At 67.9% G+C, this 21810-nt stretch carries 17 protein-coding genes and 2 pseudogenes; 7 read left to right on the top strand and 12 right to left on the bottom strand.

Annotated elements, in window-relative coordinates; all coding sequences use genetic code 11:
* Positions 1-18: 18 nt before the first annotated feature.
* The 5 genes from hpaD to NBRGI_RS38850 all read left to right on the top strand — a co-directional run bounded on the left by hpaD (position 19) and on the right by NBRGI_RS38850 (position 4702).
* Positions 19-1137, top strand: a complete 1119-nt coding sequence (hpaD, locus tag NBRGI_RS38870) for a 3,4-dihydroxyphenylacetate 2,3-dioxygenase (protein WP_268808465.1) — start codon at positions 19-21, stop codon at positions 1135-1137.
* 11 nt (positions 1138-1148) lie between these two features.
* The gene (hpaH, locus tag NBRGI_RS38865; protein ID WP_029902669.1) at positions 1149-1934 is read left to right on the top strand and encodes a 2-oxo-hept-4-ene-1,7-dioate hydratase; all 786 of its coding nucleotides are present in this window, start codon (positions 1149-1151) and stop codon (positions 1932-1934) included.
* Positions 1919-2734, top strand: coding sequence for an HpcH/HpaI aldolase family protein (locus NBRGI_RS38860; RefSeq protein WP_029902667.1), 816 nt, complete (start codon positions 1919-1921; stop codon positions 2732-2734). Before hpaH ends, NBRGI_RS38860 begins: the two co-directional genes overlap by 16 nt.
* Positions 2731-4146, top strand: coding sequence for an aldehyde dehydrogenase family protein (locus NBRGI_RS38855; protein ID WP_029902665.1), 1416 nt, complete (start codon positions 2731-2733; stop codon positions 4144-4146). Before NBRGI_RS38860 ends, NBRGI_RS38855 begins: the two co-directional genes overlap by 4 nt.
* 124 nt (positions 4147-4270) lie before the next feature.
* A complete protein-coding gene (locus tag NBRGI_RS38850) occupies positions 4271-4702 on the top strand; it encodes a nuclear transport factor 2 family protein (RefSeq protein WP_235211259.1) in 432 nt (143 codons plus the stop codon).
* A 7-nt stretch (positions 4703-4709) separates the two neighbouring features.
* On the opposite strand, the gene NBRGI_RS38845 is transcribed toward NBRGI_RS38850, so the two are convergent.
* Positions 4710-5951 carry a glycosyltransferase gene (locus NBRGI_RS38845; RefSeq protein ID WP_235211256.1) on the bottom strand — a complete coding sequence of 414 codons (1242 nt, stop codon included), beginning with the start codon at positions 5949-5951 and terminating at the stop codon, positions 4710-4712.
* Between the two features lie 122 nt (positions 5952-6073).
* Positions 6074-6640, bottom strand: a complete 567-nt coding sequence (locus NBRGI_RS38840) for a TetR/AcrR family transcriptional regulator (RefSeq protein WP_029902659.1) — start codon at positions 6638-6640, stop codon at positions 6074-6076.
* A 121-nt stretch (positions 6641-6761) separates the two neighbouring features.
* Between NBRGI_RS38840 and NBRGI_RS38835 the strand changes: the two genes are divergently transcribed.
* Positions 6762-8192: an MFS transporter gene (locus tag NBRGI_RS38835; protein WP_029902658.1), complete on the top strand. Its 1431-nt coding sequence runs from the start codon at positions 6762-6764 to the stop codon at positions 8190-8192.
* A 24-nt stretch (positions 8193-8216) separates the two neighbouring features.
* Positions 8217-9437 (top strand): FAD-dependent monooxygenase, encoded by a 1221-nt coding sequence (locus NBRGI_RS38830; RefSeq protein WP_029902656.1) that lies wholly within the window; start codon positions 8217-8219, stop codon positions 9435-9437.
* 24 nt (positions 9438-9461) lie between these two features.
* Here NBRGI_RS38830 and NBRGI_RS38825 read toward each other — a convergent pair whose 3' ends face one another.
* From NBRGI_RS38825 to NBRGI_RS38785, 10 genes and pseudogenes are all read right to left on the bottom strand, one after another.
* Positions 9462-10205, bottom strand: coding sequence for a hypothetical protein (locus tag NBRGI_RS38825; RefSeq protein WP_029902653.1), 744 nt, complete (start codon positions 10203-10205; stop codon positions 9462-9464).
* 148 nt (positions 10206-10353) lie between these two features.
* Positions 10354-11109 (bottom strand): annotated as a pseudogene (locus tag NBRGI_RS49455) (MSCRAMM family protein); the annotation flags it as partial.
* 111 nt (positions 11110-11220) lie between these two features.
* Positions 11221-13536, bottom strand: a pseudogene (locus NBRGI_RS38820) (MMPL family transporter); the annotation flags it as partial.
* 264 nt (positions 13537-13800) lie between these two features.
* A complete protein-coding gene (locus tag NBRGI_RS38815) occupies positions 13801-14397 on the bottom strand; it encodes a TetR/AcrR family transcriptional regulator (protein WP_029902650.1) in 597 nt (198 codons plus the stop codon).
* Between the two features lie 58 nt (positions 14398-14455).
* On the bottom strand, positions 14456-15484 hold the full coding sequence (locus NBRGI_RS38810) for an agmatine deiminase family protein (RefSeq protein ID WP_029902648.1): 1029 nt from the start codon (positions 15482-15484) through the stop codon (positions 14456-14458).
* The gene (locus NBRGI_RS38805) at positions 15481-16479 is read right to left on the bottom strand and encodes a nitrilase-related carbon-nitrogen hydrolase (RefSeq protein ID WP_029902646.1); all 999 of its coding nucleotides are present in this window, start codon (positions 16477-16479) and stop codon (positions 15481-15483) included. The genes NBRGI_RS38810 and NBRGI_RS38805 overlap by 4 nt, the downstream gene beginning before the upstream one ends.
* 35 nt (positions 16480-16514) lie before the next feature.
* The gene (locus NBRGI_RS38800) at positions 16515-18008 is read right to left on the bottom strand and encodes a purine-cytosine permease family protein (protein ID WP_029902644.1); all 1494 of its coding nucleotides are present in this window, start codon (positions 18006-18008) and stop codon (positions 16515-16517) included.
* A gap of 86 nt (positions 18009-18094) precedes the next feature.
* Entirely contained in the window at positions 18095-19726 is a 1632-nt protein-coding gene (locus NBRGI_RS38795; protein WP_029902642.1) for an amidohydrolase, read from the bottom strand.
* Between the two features lie 34 nt (positions 19727-19760).
* Entirely contained in the window at positions 19761-21149 is a 1389-nt protein-coding gene (locus NBRGI_RS38790; RefSeq protein WP_029902640.1) for an aspartate aminotransferase family protein, read from the bottom strand.
* Positions 21150-21265: 116 nt separating this feature from the next.
* Positions 21266-21772, bottom strand: a complete 507-nt coding sequence (locus tag NBRGI_RS38785; RefSeq protein WP_370627916.1) for an Lrp/AsnC family transcriptional regulator — start codon at positions 21770-21772, stop codon at positions 21266-21268.
* Positions 21773-21810 lie beyond the last annotated feature (38 nt).

Here is a 21810-nt window from a genome sequence, read left to right as displayed (position 1 = left end):
GACTCCCCCGAACCTGTTGTGACCGCGGAAAATCCGATTCGCTCGGCCGAGCCACTCCGCACGCCGGATTCGGCGCCGCCGGACGTGCTGCGTTGCGCCTACATGGAACTCGTCGTGACGGACCTGGCGCGCTCGCGTCACTTCTATGTCGACGTCCTCGGCCTGGTGGTCACCGAAGAAGACGAAAACACCGTCTACCTGCGGTCGTTCGAGGAGTTCATCCACCACAACCTCGTGCTGCGCAAGGGGCCGATCGCCGCCGTCGCGGCCTTCTCCTACCGCGTGCGCGGTCCCGCGGAACTCGACCGGGCCGTGGCCTTCTACACCGAGCTGGGCTGCCGCGTCGAGCGACGGGCGACCGGCTTCACCAAGGGCATCGGGGACTCGGTGCGGGTCGAGGATCCGCTCGGCTTCCCGTACGAGTTCTTCTACGCCGCCGCACACGTCGAGCGGCTGGCCTGGCACTACCAGCTGCACACCCCGGGCGCGCTGGTCCGGCTCGACCACTTCAACCAGGTCACACCCGACGTGCCGCGAGCCGTGAAGTACATGCAGGACTTGGGTTTCCGGGTCACCGAGGACATCCAGGACGCGGCGGGCACGGTGTACGCGGCGTGGCTGCGCCGCAAGTCCACGGTGCACGACACCGCGATGACCGGCGGCAACGGGCCGCGCATGCACCACGTCGCGTTCGCCACGCACGAGAAGCACAACATCATCGCCATCTGCGACAAGCTCGGCGCGCTGCGGCTGTCCGACCGGATCGAGCGCGGACCCGGCCGCCACGGCGTCTCGAACGCCTTCTACCTGTACCTGCGCGACCCCGACGGGCACCGCGTCGAAATCTACACGCAGGACTACTACACCGGCGACCCGGACAATCCGGTGGTCACCTGGGACGTGCACGACAATCAGCGCCGCGACTGGTGGGGCACGGCGGTGGTGCCGAGCTGGTACACCGAGGCCTCGCTCGTCCTGGACCTGGACGGCAATCCGCAGCCGATCGCCGCGCGGACCGACGATTCGGAGATGGCCGTCACGATCGGCGCCGACGGCTTCTCCTACACCCGAAAGCCGGACAGCCGCACCGATACCGGCCGGGCGCCCGGCGAGTACAAGCTCGGCGCGCAACTCTGACAGGAGCACCGATGCTGCCCAGCGAGGTGATCACGGCGATCGCCGATGAATTGGCCGCCGCGGAGCGGGACCGCCGCACCATCCCGTTGCTGACCGCTCGCTACCCCGAGATGACGGTCGCGGATTCGTATGCGGTACAGAACGAATGGCGTCGGCGCGGTATCGCGAACGGCCGCAGACCCGTCGGCCGCAAGATCGGGCTCACCAGCAAGGTGATGCAGGCGGCCACCGGCATCACCGAGCCGGACTACGGGGCCGTCTTCGACGACATGGTCTACGACAACGGCGCGGTCATCGAACACGGACGGTTCGCCAACGTGCGGATCGAGGTCGAGCTCGCCTTCGTGCTCGGTGCGCCGATCGACGGCCCCGGCGCCACGATCTTCGATGTCATGCGGGCCACCGAATACGTGGTTCCGGCGCTGGAGATCCTGAGCTCGCGGATCGACCTGGCGGGCCGGACGATCGTCGACACGATCAGTGACAACGCGGCGATGGGCGGACTGGTCTACGGCGGAAACCCGGTGCGGCCCGACACGGTCGACCTGCGCTGGGTGTCCGCGCTGCTCTATCGCAACGAGACGATCGAGGAATCGGGTGTGGCCGCCGCGGTACTCAACCACCCCGCGACGGGGGTCGCCTGGCTGGCGAACAAGCTCGCCGAGCACGGCGACCGGCTCGACGCCGGCGAACTCGTGCTCGCCGGCTCGTTCACCCGGCCGCTGTGGGTCGAGCCCGGCGACACCATCTTCGCCGACTACGGACCGATGGGAACGATCGCATGCCGCTTCGCCTGAATCCGACCCTGCGCGAGGTGCTGGCGAACACCGGCCGGCCGCTGTACGGCGGCTGGATCACCACCGGATCGCCGGTGGTCGCCGAAATCATGGCCGGGTCCGGGCTCGACTGGGTGCTCGTCGACATGGAGCACGCGCCGAACGGACTGGAATCCGTGCTCGCGCAACTGTATGCCGTGTCCGGCTACGCCGTGACACCGGTTGTCCGGGTCCCCGTGGGTGACACCGTGGTCATCAAGCAGGTCCTGGATCTGGGCGCGCAGAGCATTCTGGTGCCGATGGTGTCCACCGTCGAGCAGGCGCGCGATATCGCTGCGGCGGCGCAGTACCCGCCGTTCGGGCGACGCGGCGTGGGCAGCGCGCTCGCGCGCTCCGCGCGCTGGAATCGCATCGACGGCTACCTCCCCGAGGCCGCCGACCATGTGTCGGTGTTCGTGCAGATCGAGACGACGGAGGGCGTCGGCAATGCCCGCGCCATCGCCGAAACACCTGGCATCGACGGAGTTTTCGTCGGCCCGAGTGATCTCGCGGCCGCTATGGGGTTGCTCGGTCAGCAGACCCATCCGGATGTCACGGCACAGGTACGCCGCGCCTTCAGCGCGGTGCTGGCGGCCGGAAAGCCCGTGGGCGTGAACGCTTTCGATCCCGACCAGGCGGCGGTGTACGCCCAGCACGGGGCGACGTTCCTGCTCGTCGGCGCGGACGCCGCGCTGCTCGCCCGGGGGTCGGAGGCGCTGGCCCACCGATTCATCGGCTCGCCACGCGACGAGCCCGACCGACACCGAAGGATTGCGCAATGACCTCTCCGACAGTCACTTACGAGAACCTCCTCGCGACCGTCACCGACCCCGACGGCCGGGTGATCTCGGACCCCGCGACGGGCGCGGAGGTCGGCCGGGTCCGCTGCCAACCCGTCAGCGAACTCGACGCGGCCATCGCCCGGGCCCGCGCCGCGCAGCCCGGGTGGGCGGCGCGCACCGACGAGGAGCGCGCCGCGCTCCTCCTACGCGCGGCCGACGCGATCGAGGCGGCGAGCGAGCCACTCGCCGAACTGCTTTCGCGGGAACAGGGCAAACCGCTCAACGGCCCCAACGCCCGCTTCGAAGTGGGTGCGTGCGCCGCGTGGCTGCGGTCGGCCGCGACCACACCGTTGCCCGGCGAAACCGTGGTCGACGACGACACCGCCCACGCGGAACTGCGTTACCGCCCGCTCGGGGTGGTGGGCGCCATCGGCCCGTGGAACTGGCCGATGATGATCACCGTCTGGCAGGTCGCGCCCGCGCTGCGCATGGGCAACACCGCCGTGGTCAAACCCTCCGAGTACACGCCGTTGAGTGTGCTCGCGCTGGTCGAGGTGCTCAACAGCGCACTGCCGCAAGACATTCTGCGAGTGGTGGCGGGTGCGGGCGAGCTGGGCGCCCGGCTCGCGAGCCACCCCGAGATCGACAAGGTGATGTTCACCGGCTCCACCCGCACGGGGCAGGCCGTCATCAAGGGTTCGGCCGATACCGTGAAGCGGCTGACCCTCGAATTGGGCGGCAACGACGCGGGCATCGTGCTGCCGGACGTCAATCCGCGCGCCATCGCCCAGGATCTGTTCTGGGGCGCGTTCATCAACACCGGCCAGACCTGTGCGGCCATGAAACGGCTCTATGTGCATACCGATGTCTACGAACAGGTGTGCGCGGCGCTCGTCGAGGTCGCGGCGGCCATGCCGATGGGCCGGGGCCTCGACGAAGCCAATGTCCTCGGGCCGCTGCAGAATCGCAGGCAGTTCGATATCGTCGCCGGGCTCGTCGACGCGGCGCGCGCCTCCGGTGCGACCCTGCTCACCGGTGGCGATCCCGATCTCGCCGCACCCGGAAACTTCTATCCGCTCACCCTGGTCGCCGATATCGACAACGACAACCCGCTGGTGACCGAAGAGCAGTTCGGCCCTGCCCTCCCGATCATCCGCTACGACGACGTCGAACAAGCCATCGCCATGGCCAACGCCCTCGACGTCGGGTTGGGCGCGTCCGTCTGGACCAGCGACACCACCACCGCCCGCGCCATCGCCACCCGCCTCGAAGCAGGCACCGTCTGGATCAACTCGCACGGCGGACTGGACCCCCGAGTCCCCTTCGGCGGCACCAAGAAATCCGGCTACGGCCTCGAATTCGGCACGGAGGGACTCAAAGCCGTCGCCGCGCCCCAGATCATCAACGGCTGAACGGTGTCCGACCGGTTCCGCCGATCGGCGGGATACGAGCAGCCCGTTGGGGGCTGTGCTCGGTACTGCGCCCGCCGGTAACTTCCGAATTCCAGTCATGGTTCCAGGAGGTTCGGTGCTCGACATGCAGGAGATCTCGGATCGGTTGGCGATCCAGGAATTGGCGGTGGCGTACGCGACCGCGGTGGACAGCCGGAATTTCGCGGCTCTCGACGACGTGTTCGTCGAGGATGCCTATATCGATCTGACGGCGTTCGGCGGTATCGCGGGGCAACTGGCCGACATGAAGGAGTGGCTGACCGCGAGCATGGCGCCGATCTCGGCGTCCCAGCATTTGCTGGGCAACCCGGAGATCCACCTCGACGGTGACCGGGCGACCGGGCGGATCATGTGCTACAACGCACTGCTCCTGCCGGTCGAGGAAGGCGATCCCGCGGTGACCCTGCTCGGCATGTGGTACATCGACGAATACGTGCGCACGCCCAGCGGCTGGCGCATCGTCAAGCGTGGGCAACAGCGCAGCTGGGCTCACGGCCTCCCCGCGGCCTTACGCTAGGTACGGTCTACGACCGACTGTTCTCGGCCGCCAGGTCGAGGAGCATCTTCGCGGCGATCGTGGCACCGTCGCCGCGGACGTCGCGGGCGACCGCTTCGGCTCGGGTGCGGGTATCGGACATCAGGGCCGTAGCGAGCGCAGCGGACAGGGAATCGACGGTAGGAGTCGAACCCTGGTGCGCCGCACCGATTCCCAGCTCGGCGATCCGGGCGGCCCAGAACGGCTGGTCGGCGATATGGGGCACGATCACCTGGGGCGCGCCCGCGCGGGCGGCCGTCGTGGTGGTACCCGCGCCGCCGTGGTGGACAACCGCCGCCAGCCGGGGAAACAAGGCCTGCTGATTGACGTCGCCGACGACGAAGCAGTCGGCGGCGTCGTCGATCGGCGTGAGCTCCGCCCAGCCACGAGCCAGCAGGACTCGGCGGCCCTGCGCGCGGACCGCCTCGATAGCGACCCGGGCGATATCCGTCGCGGTGTAGGACGCCATACTGCCGAAACCCACGTATACCGGCGGCGCACCGGCATTCAGGAAAGATTCCAGATCGTCCGGGAGCGGGCGGTGGTCCGGCAGGATCCACGCGCCGGTCTGCACCACGTCGAGGTCGGTTTTTCCGGCGGCCGGGCACAGTGTCTCGTCGGCCGCGAGCCACGGCCTGTCGGTGAACACGTAGTCGCGGACGTTGTCGACCGGCGGCAGGCCGATGGCCGCCCGGTGCTTGTTGAGCGCGTCCCCGTACAGGGCGTTCACCCGCTCGGCGTCCTGGCGCCACAGCACCCGGTTGTCGGTCTCCCCGTCCGGCGACGGCGTGCCCGGCCGCCGCCCCGGCGGGAAGTGCTGCGACGGCAGGCCGAGGGTATGGAAGCACGCGAGAACATAAGGCATGCCCAGCTTTTCGGCTACGTCACGCGCACCCGCGGGCATCAGCCCGGTCGCCAGCAAGGCATCGCAGTCCTCACCGGCCGTCATCAGCGTCTCGAACCGGGCGGCGACCAGCGCGGGAGCGAGCTGGAACGCGTCCTGCGCGGTCGGCGGTTTCGGGTTGGCGACGATCGAGTGCACGGTCGGACCGAGCGGCACCAGCGGCACACCCGCCCGCTCCAGCAACCGGACGAACTCGTCGTCCGGCGGCGCGCACACCCGCGCCTGCGCGCCCAGTTCGCGCAACGCGACCGCCAGCCCCGCCAGCGGTTCGACATCCCCGCGCGATCCCCACGTCGTCAGTAGCACACGCACTTCGCAATACCCCATTTCCGCAGGTTATGACTTCCGGCCGGCTATTCTGCGACACCACCCGGGCCTTGCCGCAAGCCCCCCGGTGCGATATATGTTGAAGTGGGAGGGATTGAGCGTCTGCGCCGTCGGCGCACGAACTAGCGGACCAGCGGCAGGAAGATCGTGTCGACGATCTCCTCGATCACCTCGGGCGCGACCGGTCGCAGCGTCATCATCGTCTCGGCGCGCAGCAGGTCGAAGGGTAATGCCGCGATACGCGGCGTGAGCTTGGCGGGATCGAGCTCGCCCCGCTCGATCGCCCGCTGCATGATCTCGTCGCGCCCCGAGCGGCGACCCGCGACGATCATGTCGCGCAGTTCGGCGAAGCTGGTCTCGGTCTCCGCGAAGTAACCCGCGAGCAACAGGCTCAGCTGCGCCAGAAACGGTCCCTGCTTCTCGCTCGCCGCGGTGAGCGTGGCGAGCAGATCGCCGCGCAGCGACCCGGTATCCGCCGGAGCGATCAGCGCAATCACGTTGCGGCGCACCACCGCCGCTTCGACCAGCTGCTGTTTGTCGGCCCAGCGCCGATACAGCACCGGCTTGCTCGTGCCGGCTCGCCGGGCGACCGCATCGATGGTCAAGTTCGCGTAGCCTCGCTCGCTCAACTCGTCCCATGCCGCCTCGAGGATGGCCGCCTCGAGCGCTTCACCGCGCCGTCGTAACACCGCACTCCTTAGATCCTTTGACGTTTCTTATCGGGGAGCCTACTCTCGCCGTTAAGAAACCTTCTCGTATCTTACTTAGCTGCGCGTCGCTCTGACACGCGCCCGTATCAAGGAGTCCCTGATGCACCGGATCGTGTCCGGAAGTACCAGCACCGGACTGCACTCGAGCTGGAACGCGCAGCTCATCGGCTTGGTGGCGGTACTGGCCCTGGTGAATTTCGTGGTCGATTCGGCCATCACGGCGCCGCTGCTCGTCCTGCCGGAGATGCTCGACCATTTCGATACCCACCAGGCGGCGTGGCTCAATGCCACCGCGATGCTGGCCGGCGTGCTGTGGGCGCCGCTGCTCGGCAAGAGCGCCGATATCTACGGAAAACGCATCGTCCTCGTCCTGACGCTGCTCGTCAGCGGCGTGGGCGCGCTCGTCTGCGCCGTAGCCCCCACCATCTGGATCTTCGTGCCGGGACGCATGCTGCAGGGAGCGTCGCTGGCGGCCGTGTTCCTCTCCGTCGCGATCGTTCGCAGTGTCTGCGCACCACGGATCGGAATGATCATCGTGGGGATCGTGACCTCCGGGTCGGCGGTGCTCAACATCGCTTCCCGGTTCCTCATCGAGCAACTGGCCATGCGGTACGGCTTCCAAATCCTGTTCCTGGTCTCGGCTTTCGTCGCGGTGGCGATGGCGATCGTCGTGCGCGGCATCGTGCCCGAATCCCTGGTCAAGACGCCCGGAAGGATCGACGTCGGTGGCGCGCTGCTGCTCGGTGGCGGTCTCGCCGGGGTGCTCGCTTACATCAGCCTCGGCTCGGATCTCGGCTGGCTTGCCGCCGGTCCGCTGGCGCTGCTCTGCGGCGGCGGCGCGGCACTGGCCCGCTGGTTCCTGGTCTCGAATCGAAAGCCCGATCCCCTCATCGACGTCCGGGATCTCAACGGCCCGTTGGCGCTCACGCTGCTCGTCGTCTTCCTCGGCGCCGGTTCGTACCAGAGCATGCTCCAGCTCATCCCACTCATCGGTGACGTCTCGGCGGATCAGCACCTCGGGTACGGACTGGCCGACCAGGGATCGGTGGCGCTGTTGCTCGCGGCGCCGGGACTCGGCGTGATGCTCGGCGGCCCGGGAGCCGGATGGCTTGCGGCGCGCGTCGGGCCGGCGTCGACCTTGGCCGGAGCCATCGTGCTGGGCACCGTGGTGACCGTCGGAATGTTCCTCGGCGCTTCACAATTGACGGCCGCGCTGTGCTTCGCCTTCCTGCTGGGCGTCACGGTGGGCGCGCTTGGAACGGCGGGGTTCAACATGGCGGGCAGTTCGGCCGCGACCGAGCGGCAGGGCATCGTCTCCAGTCTCGTCATGGTCATGGTTTCGATCGGGTCGGTGGTGCTCAACTTCGTGGGCGCGGCCGTGCTCGACTCGACCACCGTGGTCGTCGACGGCGCGACGGTGAACTCGGCAACCGGCGTATTCGGCTGTATCGCAATCGCTTCCGCCGCATTCGCGATCGCCGCCGTGCTGTCTGTCGTCCTCGCCCGCAACATCCACCGCGGCCGCGTGTGACCCTCTCGATTCAGGAGTTGAGCAATGAACTGCAAGTCCGCATCGAAAACGTCTGTGCTGGTGTCCGGGGCGAGCATCGCCGGTCCTGCCGTCGCGTTCTGGCTGCACCGCTACGGGTTCGCGGTGACCGTGGTGGAGAAGTCGGCCGGAGTGCGCAGCGGCGGGTACCCGATCGATGTGCGCGGCACCGCGGTGGAGGTCGCACGCCGGATGGGAATCCTGCCGCAGCTGCGGCAAGCGCATATCAACTCAGGCCGGTTGACCTTCCGCAACGCCGACGGCACGACCGCTGCGGTGGTGCACCCCCAGGCGGTGGTCGGCGGAGTCGAGGGACGTGACCTCGAGGTGTCGCGCGGAGATCTGTCGAAAGCCTTGTACGCGAACGTCCGTGACGACGTCGAGTTCGTGTTCGACGACTCCGTCGCCGCGCTCACCGAACACGGACACGGCGTCGAGGTCACCTTCCGCAGCGGCGTCCAGCGCAGTTTCGACCTGGTCCTGGGCGCCGACGGGTTGCATTCGCGGATAAGGGAACTCGTGTTCGGGCCCGCGGCACAGTTCCACCGCTACCTGGGCTACTGCTTCGCCATCTTCACGATGCCCAACACATTCGGGCTCTCGCACGAGGCGGTCATCTGGAACACCCCGGGACGGGGCGCGGCGCTCTACGCGGTCGAAGACAGCAACGAACTACACGCCTTCCTCAATTTCACGCACCCGATACCGCCCTACCCGGTCCTGCGCGACCGCGCAGCCCAGAGTGAGCTCGTCGCAGCAACTTTCGCGAACGACGGATGGGAAATCCCGGCCATGGTCGCGGCTTTGCGCGATGCGGACGATGCGTTCTTCGACACGGTGAGCCAGGTCCGCATGCCGTGGTGGACGCGAGGGCGATACGCGGTGCTCGGCGACGCCGCGCACGCCCCGTCGTTCCTCACCGGGCAAGGTTCCAGCCTCGCCCTGGTCGGCGCGTATGTGCTCGCCCACTCTCTGGCCACCCACAACGACCACACCGCGGCTTTCGCCGCCTACGAGCGCGGCCTATGCGGTTTCGTGGAACAGAATCAGGCACTGGTCGGCGCGGGCGACGCCGCCCTCTTCCCCACCACCGCCGAAGCTCTGGCGAAACGCAACGCCAGGCTGCGCAGCCTAACCACCTTGCCCCCGCAAACTGGCCGCCCCGCGCATACCGCCCTGACTCTGCCCGAACCCCTTCCCCACCAACCGATCACCACACTTCGATGACCGACGCACGGTCGTCGGGGCCGTTCATCGGACGACGCTCGTGGTGGTGACCGTAGCCGGAGGCGGGGGTTTGGCGCCGGGCTCGTCGAGGATGTTGTAAGGGTTCATGGTCATGATGAAAGCCAATATCGCGAACAGCACCAAGGCGATCGGGATGATGACGCGATTGCGCTTCTGCTGGCGGAGTTGGGCCGGGGTCAGTGGCCGACGCACCGGCGGGGACGGAGGCGGGGGCGGCACTCGAATCGGCGGTGGCGAATTCGTGACCGGCACCGGGTAGCGTGACTCGGCCAGCAGTGCCGGAAGTGTCCGGTCGAGGGCGCCCAGCTGGATGCGCAGCACCTCGGACTGGAGCAACGCCAGCATCTCACTGCGCGACAGGCGGTCTCGGAGCGCTTGTGCGGCGGCCGAACCGTCGTCGGCAACCAGACCGAGCGCGACGACACCGACCGGAATCGGCCACAGGTGGTACCGGTAGGCCAACCGCCAAGCGACGCCGAGGGCGGTGGCACAGGTATCCGTGAGTTCGACGTCCGACCACGTCGCGGTGCCGCCGCGAGCCGGGTCCACGACGAGTTTGCGGGTGATCGCCGCAATGTCACCGACGTCCAACCAGATCCGCGACCAACCGGTGGACATGTCCGCGCGCATCAGCGCGACGAGCAGATCGCGCGTATCCACCGGGTGCGGGCGCGCCTGCGTCCACGCCTCCCGCAGCGCGGCGATCACGATGTCGTGCAGTGCCACACCGACGAGCACCTCGGTCACCGCGCGTTCCCCACCTCTGTCGCCCCTGCACTCCAAACCTCACATCGTAGGAGCTACCCCATCCAGGGGCGTGCCCACGGTTTCAGGGGCACAGCACCCCGTGCGCACGGGGTCCGCCCGTGCTCGTCACGAACCGAAAAGCCGTGGCTCAGGACATTTCCGCGTGTTCGTCGATGTCGAAGCCCAGGCGGACATCGTGGTCGACCTGGCTGCCGGTGATGGTGACCTGACCGGTCACCAGCGGGTAGCCCCGGGCCTCGACGGTGTACTCGCCCTCCGGCAGGTCGGCCACCGCGTAGCGGCCGTCCTCGTCGGTGTGGGCGGTGCCGACGATCGTGCCGGACCAGTCGAGCACGGTGATCCGGGCGTCGTACACCGCGCGGCCATTCGCCCGCACCGTGCCCCACAGCATTGCCATCGGCGCGAGTTCGACGTCGAAACGCAAACGGCCGCTGTCGGGTACGGTCAACGTCGTCGCGGTGGGTCGCATCCGCGCGGCGACCGCCACCAGCGTGTAGGTTCCGGCCAGCACACCCTTGCAGGCGTAGCCGCCGTCCGCCGCGCTGACCGCCACCCCCACCACCTCGCCGCGCAGGTCGGTCACGGTGATCGTGGCCTCCGCCACCGGCTCGCGGGCGGCGGTGCGCACCACGCCGGACAGCTCGCCGGAACCCTGCAGCGTGACGTCGACGTGGTGCGCACCGTCTTCGGCGACAGTGACATTCACCGCGGCGGGTTGATGCCGGCTCGCGGAGACGATCAGGACGTAGCCGCCCGGTGCGGGCGGCTCGATCGCGTAGTTGCCGTCGTCATCCGCCACCGCTCGCGAAACCTGTTGCCCGCGTTGGTCGATCAGAGTCAGGGCCGCGTCCGGCACCGGGTACCCGTCGTCGCGGCACACCCGCCCGAAGATCGTGCGGCCGCTCGATGCGCCGAACTGCTCACTTTCCGCCTCCGGCATTTGCTGCACCGCAACGGTATTCACCGCCGCGTCGAGGGCAGGCGCCTGTTCGGCCCCAACCGGCTCGAGCTCGGCCGCGCCGGACCGCTTGCGCTGCAACGCGCGCAGCTTCGCCCCCTCGACATCGATGTCGGGCAGGATACGGTCCAGCCATTTCGGCATCCACCACGACGCCTTGCCCATGATCGCCAGCAGGGCGGGCACCAGCACCATGCGCACCACGAAGGCATCGATGGCGACGCCTGCCGCGAGCGCGAATCCCATGGATTTCGCGGTCACGTCGGTTTCCAGCAGGAAGGAACCGAAGACCGAGATCATGATGATCGCCGCCGAGGTGACCACGCGCGCGCCGTGGTGGTACCCGGCGATCATGGCCTGCCGCGCCGACTTGCCGTGCACGAATTCCTCGCGCATGCGGGTCACCAGGAACACTTGGTAGTCCATGGCGAGCCCGAATACCAAGCCGATCAACATGATCGGCAGGAAGCTGACGATCGGCTGCGGGTCGGCGATCAGGCCGAAGGTGCCCTCCTGGAAGATCAGGACGGTGGCGCCGAAGGTAGCCGCCATCGAGAGCAGGAAGCCGAGCGCCGCGGTGAGCGGGACCAGGATGGACCGGAACACCAGGATCAGCAGCACGAAGGCCGCGCCCGCGACGATCGCCAGGTAGGGCACGATCTTGCCGAGCAGGACGTGGTCCATGTCGGCGTAGATGGCGGTGGTGCCGGTGATGCCGTATCGGATGCCGTAGCGCTCGGTCAATTCGGCTTCGGCGGCGCGAGCGTCACGCACCAGATCCTTGGTGTCCTGATCGTTCGGACCAGATTTCGGCACACCGCTGAGCATCGCACCCAGCCCGTTCGCGCTGAATTGCGGTGAGGTGAGGTAATCCATCTCCGGGAACTCCGCGAGCCGGTCGCGCAGCGCGGTGACCGCGGCCTTGCGCTCGTCTGCCGGCACCTGCTCCAGATCGGCGGCCACGGTGAGGACGCCGTTGCTGCCCTCGCCGAAGCCGTTGGTCCGGATGTCGTAGGCCTGCCTGGCCGTGGACTCGGTGGGCAGACTGTCCTCACCGGGCAGACCCAACTGCAACTGCAGCGCGGGCAGCGCGAGTGCCGCCAACGCGGCCACCGCGACGATCAGCGCGAGCCACGGCCGCTTGCCGATCAGTCGGCCGACCCGCATGCCGTTGGTGACGGAGGTGTCGTCCTCCGGGTCGTGCCGCGCGACCAACGGCAGCTTCGGCTTGAACAGGAATCGGCCGAAAGCGCCGAGCAGCGCGGGCATCAGCGTGATCGCGGTGAGCACGGCGAAGAACGCGGCCACGGCGCCACCGAGACCCATGAACGTCAGGAAGTTCACCCCGACGATGCTCAGCGCGCCCAGCGCGACGATCACGGTGAGCCCGGCGAACACCACCGCCGAACCTGCCGTACCCACTGAAACGCCCGCCGCTTCTTCGGGATTCGCCGCGACGCGCAATTCGTGCTTGTACCGGGAGACGATGAACAGCGCATAGTCGATCGACAGCGCGATACCGATCATCGATGCCAGGAACGTCGTGAAACTCGGCACCTCCACGACCGCGGTGCTCAGCGAGATCACCAGCATCGCGGCGCCCAGTCCGACGATGGCGGTGACGATCGGCACGAAAGCCGCCACGATGGCGCCGAACGCGATCACCATGACGACCAGCGCGACCCCCATGCCGATCAACTCGGCCTGCCCACTGGGCTGTTCCTGCTCGCGGGCGATGGACCCGCCGAGTTCGACCACCAATCCGCGCGCACGGGCCGGGTCGGCCACGGCGTAGGCGGCCCGTCGCTGCTCGTCGGTGATATCCATCGACGAGGCGATGTCGAACGGCACGGTGAGCACGGCCACGGTCGCCGGGGCGTCCTTGCTCAGCACGTTGAGCGGAGCGCCCGCGCAGGTCGCGGGATCGGCGGTGGTCAGACAGCCCATCGCCTGGGTGGCGGCGACCGGGTTCTGCAAAGCCGCCCCGGCCTTTTCGGCCACGAGCCGGTGCCGGTCGTCCCCGACCGTCAGCGCCCGCAGATCAGCGATCAGCGCGTCGATGGCGGCGCTGTTGTCCTTGTCGGTCAGCTTCGTACCGGCGGGCGCCTCGAGCACGTAGGTACCGCTGACGGCATCGATGCCGAACTGCGCGGACATGCCCGGAAACTGCTTGTCCAGGATTTCTGTCGCGCGTTCCGACGGCAGCGCGGGCATGCTGAACTCGTCGCTCATCGACTTGCTCAACAGGTGCGAACCGGCGCCGAGCGCACCGAGGAGTACCAGCCATAGCGGCAGCACGATCCACTTGCGGCGGAAGGCGAACTTTCCCCACTTATAGAGGTATACGGACACGAACGGGCTCTCCTCGAGGTAACCGGGTTGTGCTGAGATCAGGGCCCGTACAGCACCTTCGCGGCCCGCTTGCAGGCGAACAGCTCCCCCGCGCCGTCCTTCTACCTACCGCACGGTAGGCACGGCGTGGACGTAAGCGGAGGAGCAACCTCTAGTACGGCCGATGTTTTATCAGATCTCATCGCCGATGTCATCGTTTCGATCTATTCAGTCGAAAAGTCCCGGCGTGTCATACTTTCCCGGCGCGGCGGCCACCGCATGGCGTCACCCCTGGTCCGCGGACGCTCGATTCGTCGCGGGGAGCAGGGCGTTCAGCGCGATCGACAGGTGCGAGCGTGCCTGCTCGGTGCTGAGTTCACCGGAGAGCCAGCGTGCGGACAGGCCGTCGGTCAGCGCGGTGACGATGAGGCCCATGGCTTTCGGATCCACCGACTGCGGCACGTCCCCCGCCGCCTGCGCCAGCCGAATCGCGTCGGCGATCTCCGCGTCCCACTGCCGCGAGGTCGTGGCGAGCGGTGCCCGCAGCGGCGTTTCGAAGACCGCCGACGCCCGTAATTCGTGCCAGACCAACGCGTTCTCGAACACCTCGGGTTCATCCTGGATGTCGGCGAGCGCATGCGCGTGCAGCCGTTCCAGCGCAGAATCCGATCCCTCACTGGCGGTACCGGATTCGCGGGCCCGGTCGTTGATATAGGTCAGCGCGGCGGCGAGCAGGCCGTCCCGATCCTTGAAGTAGTAGTAGAGCAGGCCGGGCGAGACGCCCGCGACCTCGGCGACATCGTGTACGCGCAGTCCGCGCACACCCCGCTCGGCGATCGCCTTGGCACTCGCCCGCAGGATCGCTTCGCGTCGGCTCGCCATCGCAGTTGCTCCAGTCGGTCGGCTCCGGTTCCCGAACCAACATAGCCCAACTGAACTTTCAGTCGATCACCCTCGGCTGCTGCTGGGTGATGCAGTGAATGCCGCCACCGCGGGCGAAGAACTCCCGGGCATCGACCGTGCGCACCTGCCGGCCCGGATACATCTCGGCGAGGATGCCCCGTGCCACGTCGTCATGGGGATCGCCGAAGCCGCAGGCGATTACGCCGTCGTTGACGACGAGGTGGTTGATATAGCTGTAGTCCACCCAGCCTTCGCGATCCCGGAGCACCTGCGGGGCAGGCAGTTCGACGATCTCCCAAGCTCGGCCGGCGGCATCGGTGGTGTCCGGCAGCAGTGCCAGCAGCTCGCGGGTCACCGCCCAGTCCGGGTGCGCGGTGTCGTGCTGGGCATGTACCAGCAGAGTTCCGGGCGCGGGAATCGCGGCGACGATATCGACGTGCCCGCGGGTGCCGTGCTGTTCGTTGTCCCGGGTCAGGCCGCGCGGCAGCCAGATGACGTGCCGCGCGCCGATGGTACGCGCCAATTCGGCTTCGACCGCGGCCTTGTCGAGCCCCGGATTGCGCATCGGATCGAGTTGCACTGTCTCGGTGACCAGTACGGTGCCCAGCCCGTCGACCTGGATACCGCCGCCCTCGTTGACCAGCTTCGAGCCGACCGTTTCGGCGCCGGCCGCGCTGGCGACCGTCGCACCGATCTCGCTGTCCCGCGCCCAGTTCGCCCACTCCTGCCTGCCCCAGCCGTTGAAGGTCCAGTCGACGGCGCCGAGCCTGCCGCTGTCCGCGTCCAGCACGAAGGACGGGCCGATATCGCGCATCCAGGCGTCGTCGAGCGGCGCTTCGAGCAGATCGACCATGCCCGACAGATACTTTCGAGCCGCCCGCCGATCACGCGGGTCGACCACCATCGTGACGGGCTCGAACTCGAGAATCTCGTGCGCCACCCGCGCCCAGGCCTCACGCGCCTCGTGCGCGGATTCCGCCGTGGCGAACACGCTCGCGCCCAGGGGCGGAAAGGCCATCCAGATCCGTTCCTGCGGTGCCGTTTCCGCCGGCATCACCCAGCTCATGACGCCCGGCTCCCGATCTGATCCGCGCCGAAGGCGTGGTCCCGGTCGACGGGCGCGGTGAGCCGGTCGTAGGTATCGGGCCGCCGGGTGGTGAGGAACGGGAACAGACCGAGCCAGTCCTTACGCTGATCCAGATCCAGGTCGGCGACCAGCACGGCGGCACGGTCACGCGGCGCCTGCGCGAGCACCCGCCCGTACGGGTCGGCGATGAACGAAGATCCGTAGAAGGTGACACCGCCCTCGTCGCCGAACCGATTCGGCACGATCATGAAAGTGGCCGCGGTGATGGCGTTTCCGATGATGACCTGCTGCCACAGCGGCTGGGTGTCGAAGCCCGGGAACGAGGGTTCGGACCCGATCGCGGTGGGGTACACCAGGATTTCCGCGCCGCCGAGCGAATACATCCGGGCGACCTCGGGAAACCACTGGTCCCAACAGGTCGGCAGACCGATGGCGGCACCGTCGAGCGCGGCGGGTCGATAGATCGGATAGGCGTCCTCGGCAGGGCCCGGCCGGAAGTAGGTGTCTTCGTAGTAGCCGTCGCTGATCGGGATGTGCAACTTGCGGGTCCGCCCGATCAGCTCGCCTTCGGGTGAGACCAATATCGCGGTGTTGTAGCCGAGACCATCTGGGCCGATCGACTTTTCGTACAGCGAGGCGTGCACCGCGACGCCGTGCGCGCGGGCCGCGGCGGCGGCGAAGGTGAACGTCGGCCCGGTCCGCAGGTCCTCGGCTGTCGCGCCCGGATTCGCCGCCGCTCGCACGTCGGCGGGATAGCGGGACAGCGTCAGTTCCGGCAGGAACACCGCACGCGCCCCCTCGGCCGCGGCCAGGCCGATGCCCTCGTACAGCGTGGCGCGCAACGCCTCCGCGTCCGGAACCCATTGGTGCTGAACAAGTCCGACGCGCAGCGGCGTCCGGTCACTCGGCGCGACGCGCGCGGGCGACACCGGCGGTGTCGGTGCGGCGGTAACCACGAAGGTCTGCTCGGTCATCACTACCTGCCTTCTCGATATACATAACTGAATATTCAGTCAAGATTGGTGGGACGAAAGATCAGCGCCTCGTCGAACTCGGACACCGCCCGTGGCAGCGGCACCGACGCGGCCGCGGTGGTCCGAATACGCGAGGCGACAAGGTAAACCGTCGCGGCGACCAGTCCGGAACCGATCATGCTGATGTCGATTCCGTCCGCTATCGCAGCGATCGGGCCCGTGTACACCGTGGTGTGGATCGCCAGTACGCCGACGATCGCGCCCGCGGCCCAAGCCACCACAGCGCCGAGATGCCAGCCGCCGGTGTACCAGTACCGACCGCCGGTGCGCCGCTGGGCGAAGGTTTGCAGATCCACGACGTCGTAGCCGTGCACGCGCCGGCGCAGCGCGCCGATCACCATGATCACCACCCACGGCGTGACCACGGCGTTCAGTACGACTGCGACCGCGCTCACCGAATCCACTGCGTCGAAGACGAATACGCCGACGTAGAGCAGCACGACCACCAGGGCCGCGGTCATCATCGTGGTCTGCACGCGCAGCAATCGCGGAAACACCCCTTCCAGATCCAGGCCGCTTCCGTAGACGCACAGCACGCCCTGACCCAGGCCGCCGAGGATCGAGATCACCACGATCGCGAAGGTGAACCACAGCGGCGCCGCGGCGACCAGGTCGGTGGTATAGGAGCCGGTGTTGCTCGTGAGCGCCGATGCGGTGAACGCACCGAACGTCGCCGGAATGATGCCGCCGAAGTACAGGCCGAGACCGAGCGCTCCCGCGATCCGGCGGTCGCTGTGCCGCTGCGATACCCGGCGGGTGTAGTCGCCGATGGTGGTCGCATACGAGATCGGCCCGGACGCGGAGATCACCACGGCCACCACCCAGGTCTGCACGAATCCGCCGAGGGCGTACTCCCCCGGCGCCGCGTCCGCGTCGAACCGGCCCACGAAGGCGAAGACCCCCGCGAGCATCAGCAGCCCGACCACCGGGACGATGATCTTCTGTGCCGCAACGATAGTGGCGTGTCCGAACAAGGCGATCGCGACCATCGCCGCGCCGATCACGCCGTAGGCGAGGCCGCGCACCCAACCCGCGTCGGGCGTTCCGAGCAACCGGGCGCCGGCCGCGACGAGAGCGTCACCGCTGGTCCACACGGTGATCGCGGCGAAGACGACGGCGGTCGCCAAGGCCAGCCCGGAACCGATGAAGCGCCCGCGGATACCGAACTCGGCACCGCTCGCGACGGTCATGTTGGTTCCGGTGCGCGGGCCGATCAGCGCGGTCGGCAGCACGACCAGGGCACCGATCAGCCCGCCGACCAGGAGCGCCGGCAGCGCCTGCCAGAACGACAGTCCGAGCTGAATCACCACCCAGCCGTAGATCACCGCGGTCCAGGTGAATCCGCTGCCCAGGAATACCGCGGCCACATTCCACGGCGACGAATCCCGGGCCGCCTCCGGCAGATATTCGACGCCCGCTTGTTCGATCCGGCCGACCCGATCACTGGTCGGGTCCACATGCTCTTTCATGAGGCGACGGTATTCTCAACTGAATATTCAGTCAATACTGTGGCGCTGGCTTTCATCGTTCGTTACTCCCTTGTCACACAACGACTTCAAGCGAATTCGGCGCGGTGCACCACAGCTCCGGCGACGACCGTCGCAGCGATCGGCGCACCGGCCAATTCATCGGGCGGGACAGCCAGCGGATCGAGCGAGAACACCGTGAGATCAGCCGTGCAGCCGATCGCCACGCGCCCGGCCGTACCTTCCCGCCCCGCCGCGCGCGCGGCGTGCGAGGTATAACCCTCCAACGCCATTGCCGCAGTGAGCGATTGCTTGGGAGAAACCGGTTCGACCTCCGAACGTCCTGCCGGACGGCGCAATTGCGCGTCGGCCAGAATGGCGCGAGCGTCGTAGGGGCCGATCGGCCAGTCCGAGCCCAACGCGACCGTGGCCCCGCAATCGCGCAGATCGCGAGTGCGAAACCCGCGGTTCGCGCGCTCGTCGCCCAATCGCGCCGACCAGTTGTCGGTGTGATCGGCACGGGTGAAGTGACTACAGTGCGTCGGCTGCATGCTCGCGACCACACCGTATTCCCGGAACTTCGCGACGAGTTCGGTCGGGATGGTTTCGATGTGCTCGATTCGATGCCGCACGCCGGATGGCGGCAGCGCGGCGCCCGCGAGCGTCTCCAGCGCGTACCGGACGCCGGCGTCACCGATCGCGTGGGTGACGGTCGGCACTCCACGAGCGGCCAAGTAGTGCACGGCTTCTCGGTACTGCGCCGGGTCCGGCCAGAACGGCGTCGTCGATTCGCCATGGCTGTCCGGTTCGTCGAGCCATGCCGTGCCGCCGTCGATCGTGCCGTCGATGACGAACTTCACCCCGTCGACCCGCCACCGGCGTCCGCCGCGGCGCTGCAAGTCGACGATGTGCTCGAGCCCGGCGCGTCCGGTGCCCGGGTGACAACGTGGTGCGAACCGCAACTGGACGGGCAGCTCCACCTCCGCGGCCAGTCCGGTGATCAATTCCTCGCTGTCACCGTCGAAGTCCATCACATTCGCGGCGGTGAGTCCGGTCGCGGCCATCCCTCGCAGCACCTCGGCGACGCGGGCACGGCGTACGCGCATCGGGGTCACCGGGGCGACGTCGAGCACCAGGTCCATCGCCGCCGGTTCGAGCAGGTGCCCGGTCGGCCGGCCCGCGCCGTCGCAGACGATGCGCGCACCCTGATCGAACTCGCGGTGGCCGGTCACGCCCGCCGCCCGCAGCGCGGCCGGGTTCACCAGCGCCGAATGCGCGTCGTTCAGGTCGAGATACACCGGGATCGTCTCGGCGACGGCCCGCAGCAGTGGCTCGAACGTAATCGGCTGGTCCGCGAAAACATTCGGGTCCAGGCCCCAGCCGCGGATCCAGCCGTCGACCGGCGCGACGCCCTCGGCGCGCAGCGCCGCGATCAGCTCGTCGACGCTCGACACCGACGACAGGTCGATACCGTTGGTCATGTCCGCGCCGACCAGCGGATGGGCGTGACCGTCCACCAGACCGGGCGTAATGGTCGCGTCGCCGAGATCGATGACCTCGGTCCGCGCCCCCCGCCAGTCCCGGATATCGGCCGGGCCGCCGACGCCGATGATGCGCCCGCCCTGCATCGCGACCGCCTGCGCGTGCGGCCGCGCCGGATCGAGCGTGTGCACCCGTTCGGCGAGCAGGATCAGATCGGCGTATGCGCCGGTTTTCGTCATACGGGTCTCCCCTTCGTCCAGCCGAAACTGCCGGTCAGAGCAGTGACCATGCGCCGGTGAGGGTTTCGCGCAAGATCTGTTCCATCTCGTCGAACTGGGCCTGCTCGCAGATCAGCGGTGGAGCCAGCTGGATGACCGGCTCGGCACGATCGTCGGCCCGGCAGTGCAGGCCCGCTTCGAACAGCGACTTCGACACGTAGCCCTTGAGGATGCGGGTCGCTTCTTCATCGGTGAAGCGCTCCTTGGTATTTCGATCCTTGACCAGCTCCACCGCATAGAAGTACCCCGCGCCGCGCACCTCGCCGACGATGGGCAGATCGGTGAGCTTGTCGAGGGTCGACTTGAACCGGGATTCGTTGGCCAGCACATGCTCGTAGATGCCGTCGCGCTCGATCAGGTCGAGGTTGGCGAGGGCAACCGCGCAGGCGACCGGGTGGCCGCCGTAAGTGGAGCCGTGCATGAACGTGGCGCCGTGCCGGAACGGTTCGGCCACCCGATCGCTGACCAGCACCGCACCGAGCGCGGCGTACCCGGAGGTGAGCCCCTTGGCGGTGGTGAGGATATCGGGCTGATAGCCGAAACGTTTTGCGCCGAAATCGTATCCGAGGCGGCCGAACGCGCAGATCACCTCATCGGAGACGAGCAGTACGTCGTGCCGGTCACAGATCTCCCGGACCCGCTGGAAGTAGCCGGGCGGCGGGACGAAGCAGCCGCCGGTGTTCTGCACCGGTTCGAGGAATACCGCGGCGACCGTCTCGGGGCCTTCGAACAGGATCGCCTCTTCGATGCGGTCGGCGGCCCAGCGGCCGTAGGCGTCGTAATCGTCGGTGTGCTCGGTGGCGCGGAAGAAGTTGGTGTTCGGCACTCGCACGGTGCTGGGCACCAGCGGCTCGAAATCCGCTTTCGCGCCGGGGATTCCGGTGATCGACAGGGCACCCATCGAGGTGCCGTGGTAAGCCATCGACCGACTGATCACCTTGTGCTTGGTCGGCTTGCCGACGAGCTTGAAGTACTGCCGCGCGAGTTTCCATGCGGTTTCCACGGATTCGCCGCCGCTGACGGTGAAGAACACCCGATTCAGGTCGCCGGGGGCGGCCACGGCCAGGCGCTCGGCGAGCTCGAGCGCCGTCGGATGCGCGTATCCCCACAGCGGGAAGTAGGCGAGTTCGCGGGTCTGGCGAGCCGCGGCCTCGGCGAGCTCGGCCCTGCCGTGGCCGACCTGCACCGCGAACAGGCCCGCGAGCCCGTCGAGGTAGCGCTTGCCGGCGGCGTCCCAGATATAGGCCCCTTCACCGCGCACGATCACCGGCGTCTCGGCATCGGTGTCCTCGGATTGCTGGGTGAAGTGCATCCAGAGATGGTCACGGACGACGCGGGCCGAGTCGCTGGAGCCTACGGCGGACAGATCGGTGATAGCGGTCATGTTTTCGGTTATCCCACATCACACCCCAGGCCGCAACTAGATCCGTTGCAAAAACTCCATCTATCGATTGTTTCTGCCTGAAATACCGAGACGAACTACGGATTTCGTTGCGCAGATCAGCGAGTCCCCCACTGATAAGTCTGTTTGCGCAGCTTGAGATAGATCATGATCTCGGCGTGCCGGACACCGGGCAGCGTGCGCAGCCGGTTCGACACCAGGTCGAGCAGTGCCGCGTCGTCGGCGCAGACCGCCTCGCACAGCACGTCGTAGCGACCCGCGCATTCGACCACATAGCTGATCTCGTCCATCGCGGTGAGCGCGTCGGATACCGGTTGCAGCGGCCCGTCCACCGTGATCGCGACCATCGCCTGCCGAAACAGTCCCACTTGCAACGGATCCGAGACCGCGACGATCTGGATGACACCGGAGTCGGACAGCTTCTGCACCCGCTGCCGCACCGCCGCCTCGGACAGCCCGACGGCCTTGCCGATCGTCGCGTAGGCGCGCCGCCCGTCCTCCTGCAACTGGGCGATGATCTTCTTCGAGGTGTCATCCAGTACCGGCGCCGTCCGGCTCGATTCTTGGTCGCTCACGCCCGGCATCCTGCCCGAACACTCGGACACCGACAAGCATCGAGAGGTGATGTCGACGGCCGGATCAG

Origin of the sequence: Nocardia brasiliensis IFM 10847, from assembly GCF_000710915.1 — a bacterium.
Classification (GTDB): domain Bacteria; phylum Actinomycetota; class Actinomycetes; order Mycobacteriales; family Mycobacteriaceae; genus Nocardia; species Nocardia brasiliensis_A.
The sequence above is the reverse complement of the archived record's forward strand: the minus strand, read 5'-3'. Positions and strand labels throughout refer to the sequence as shown.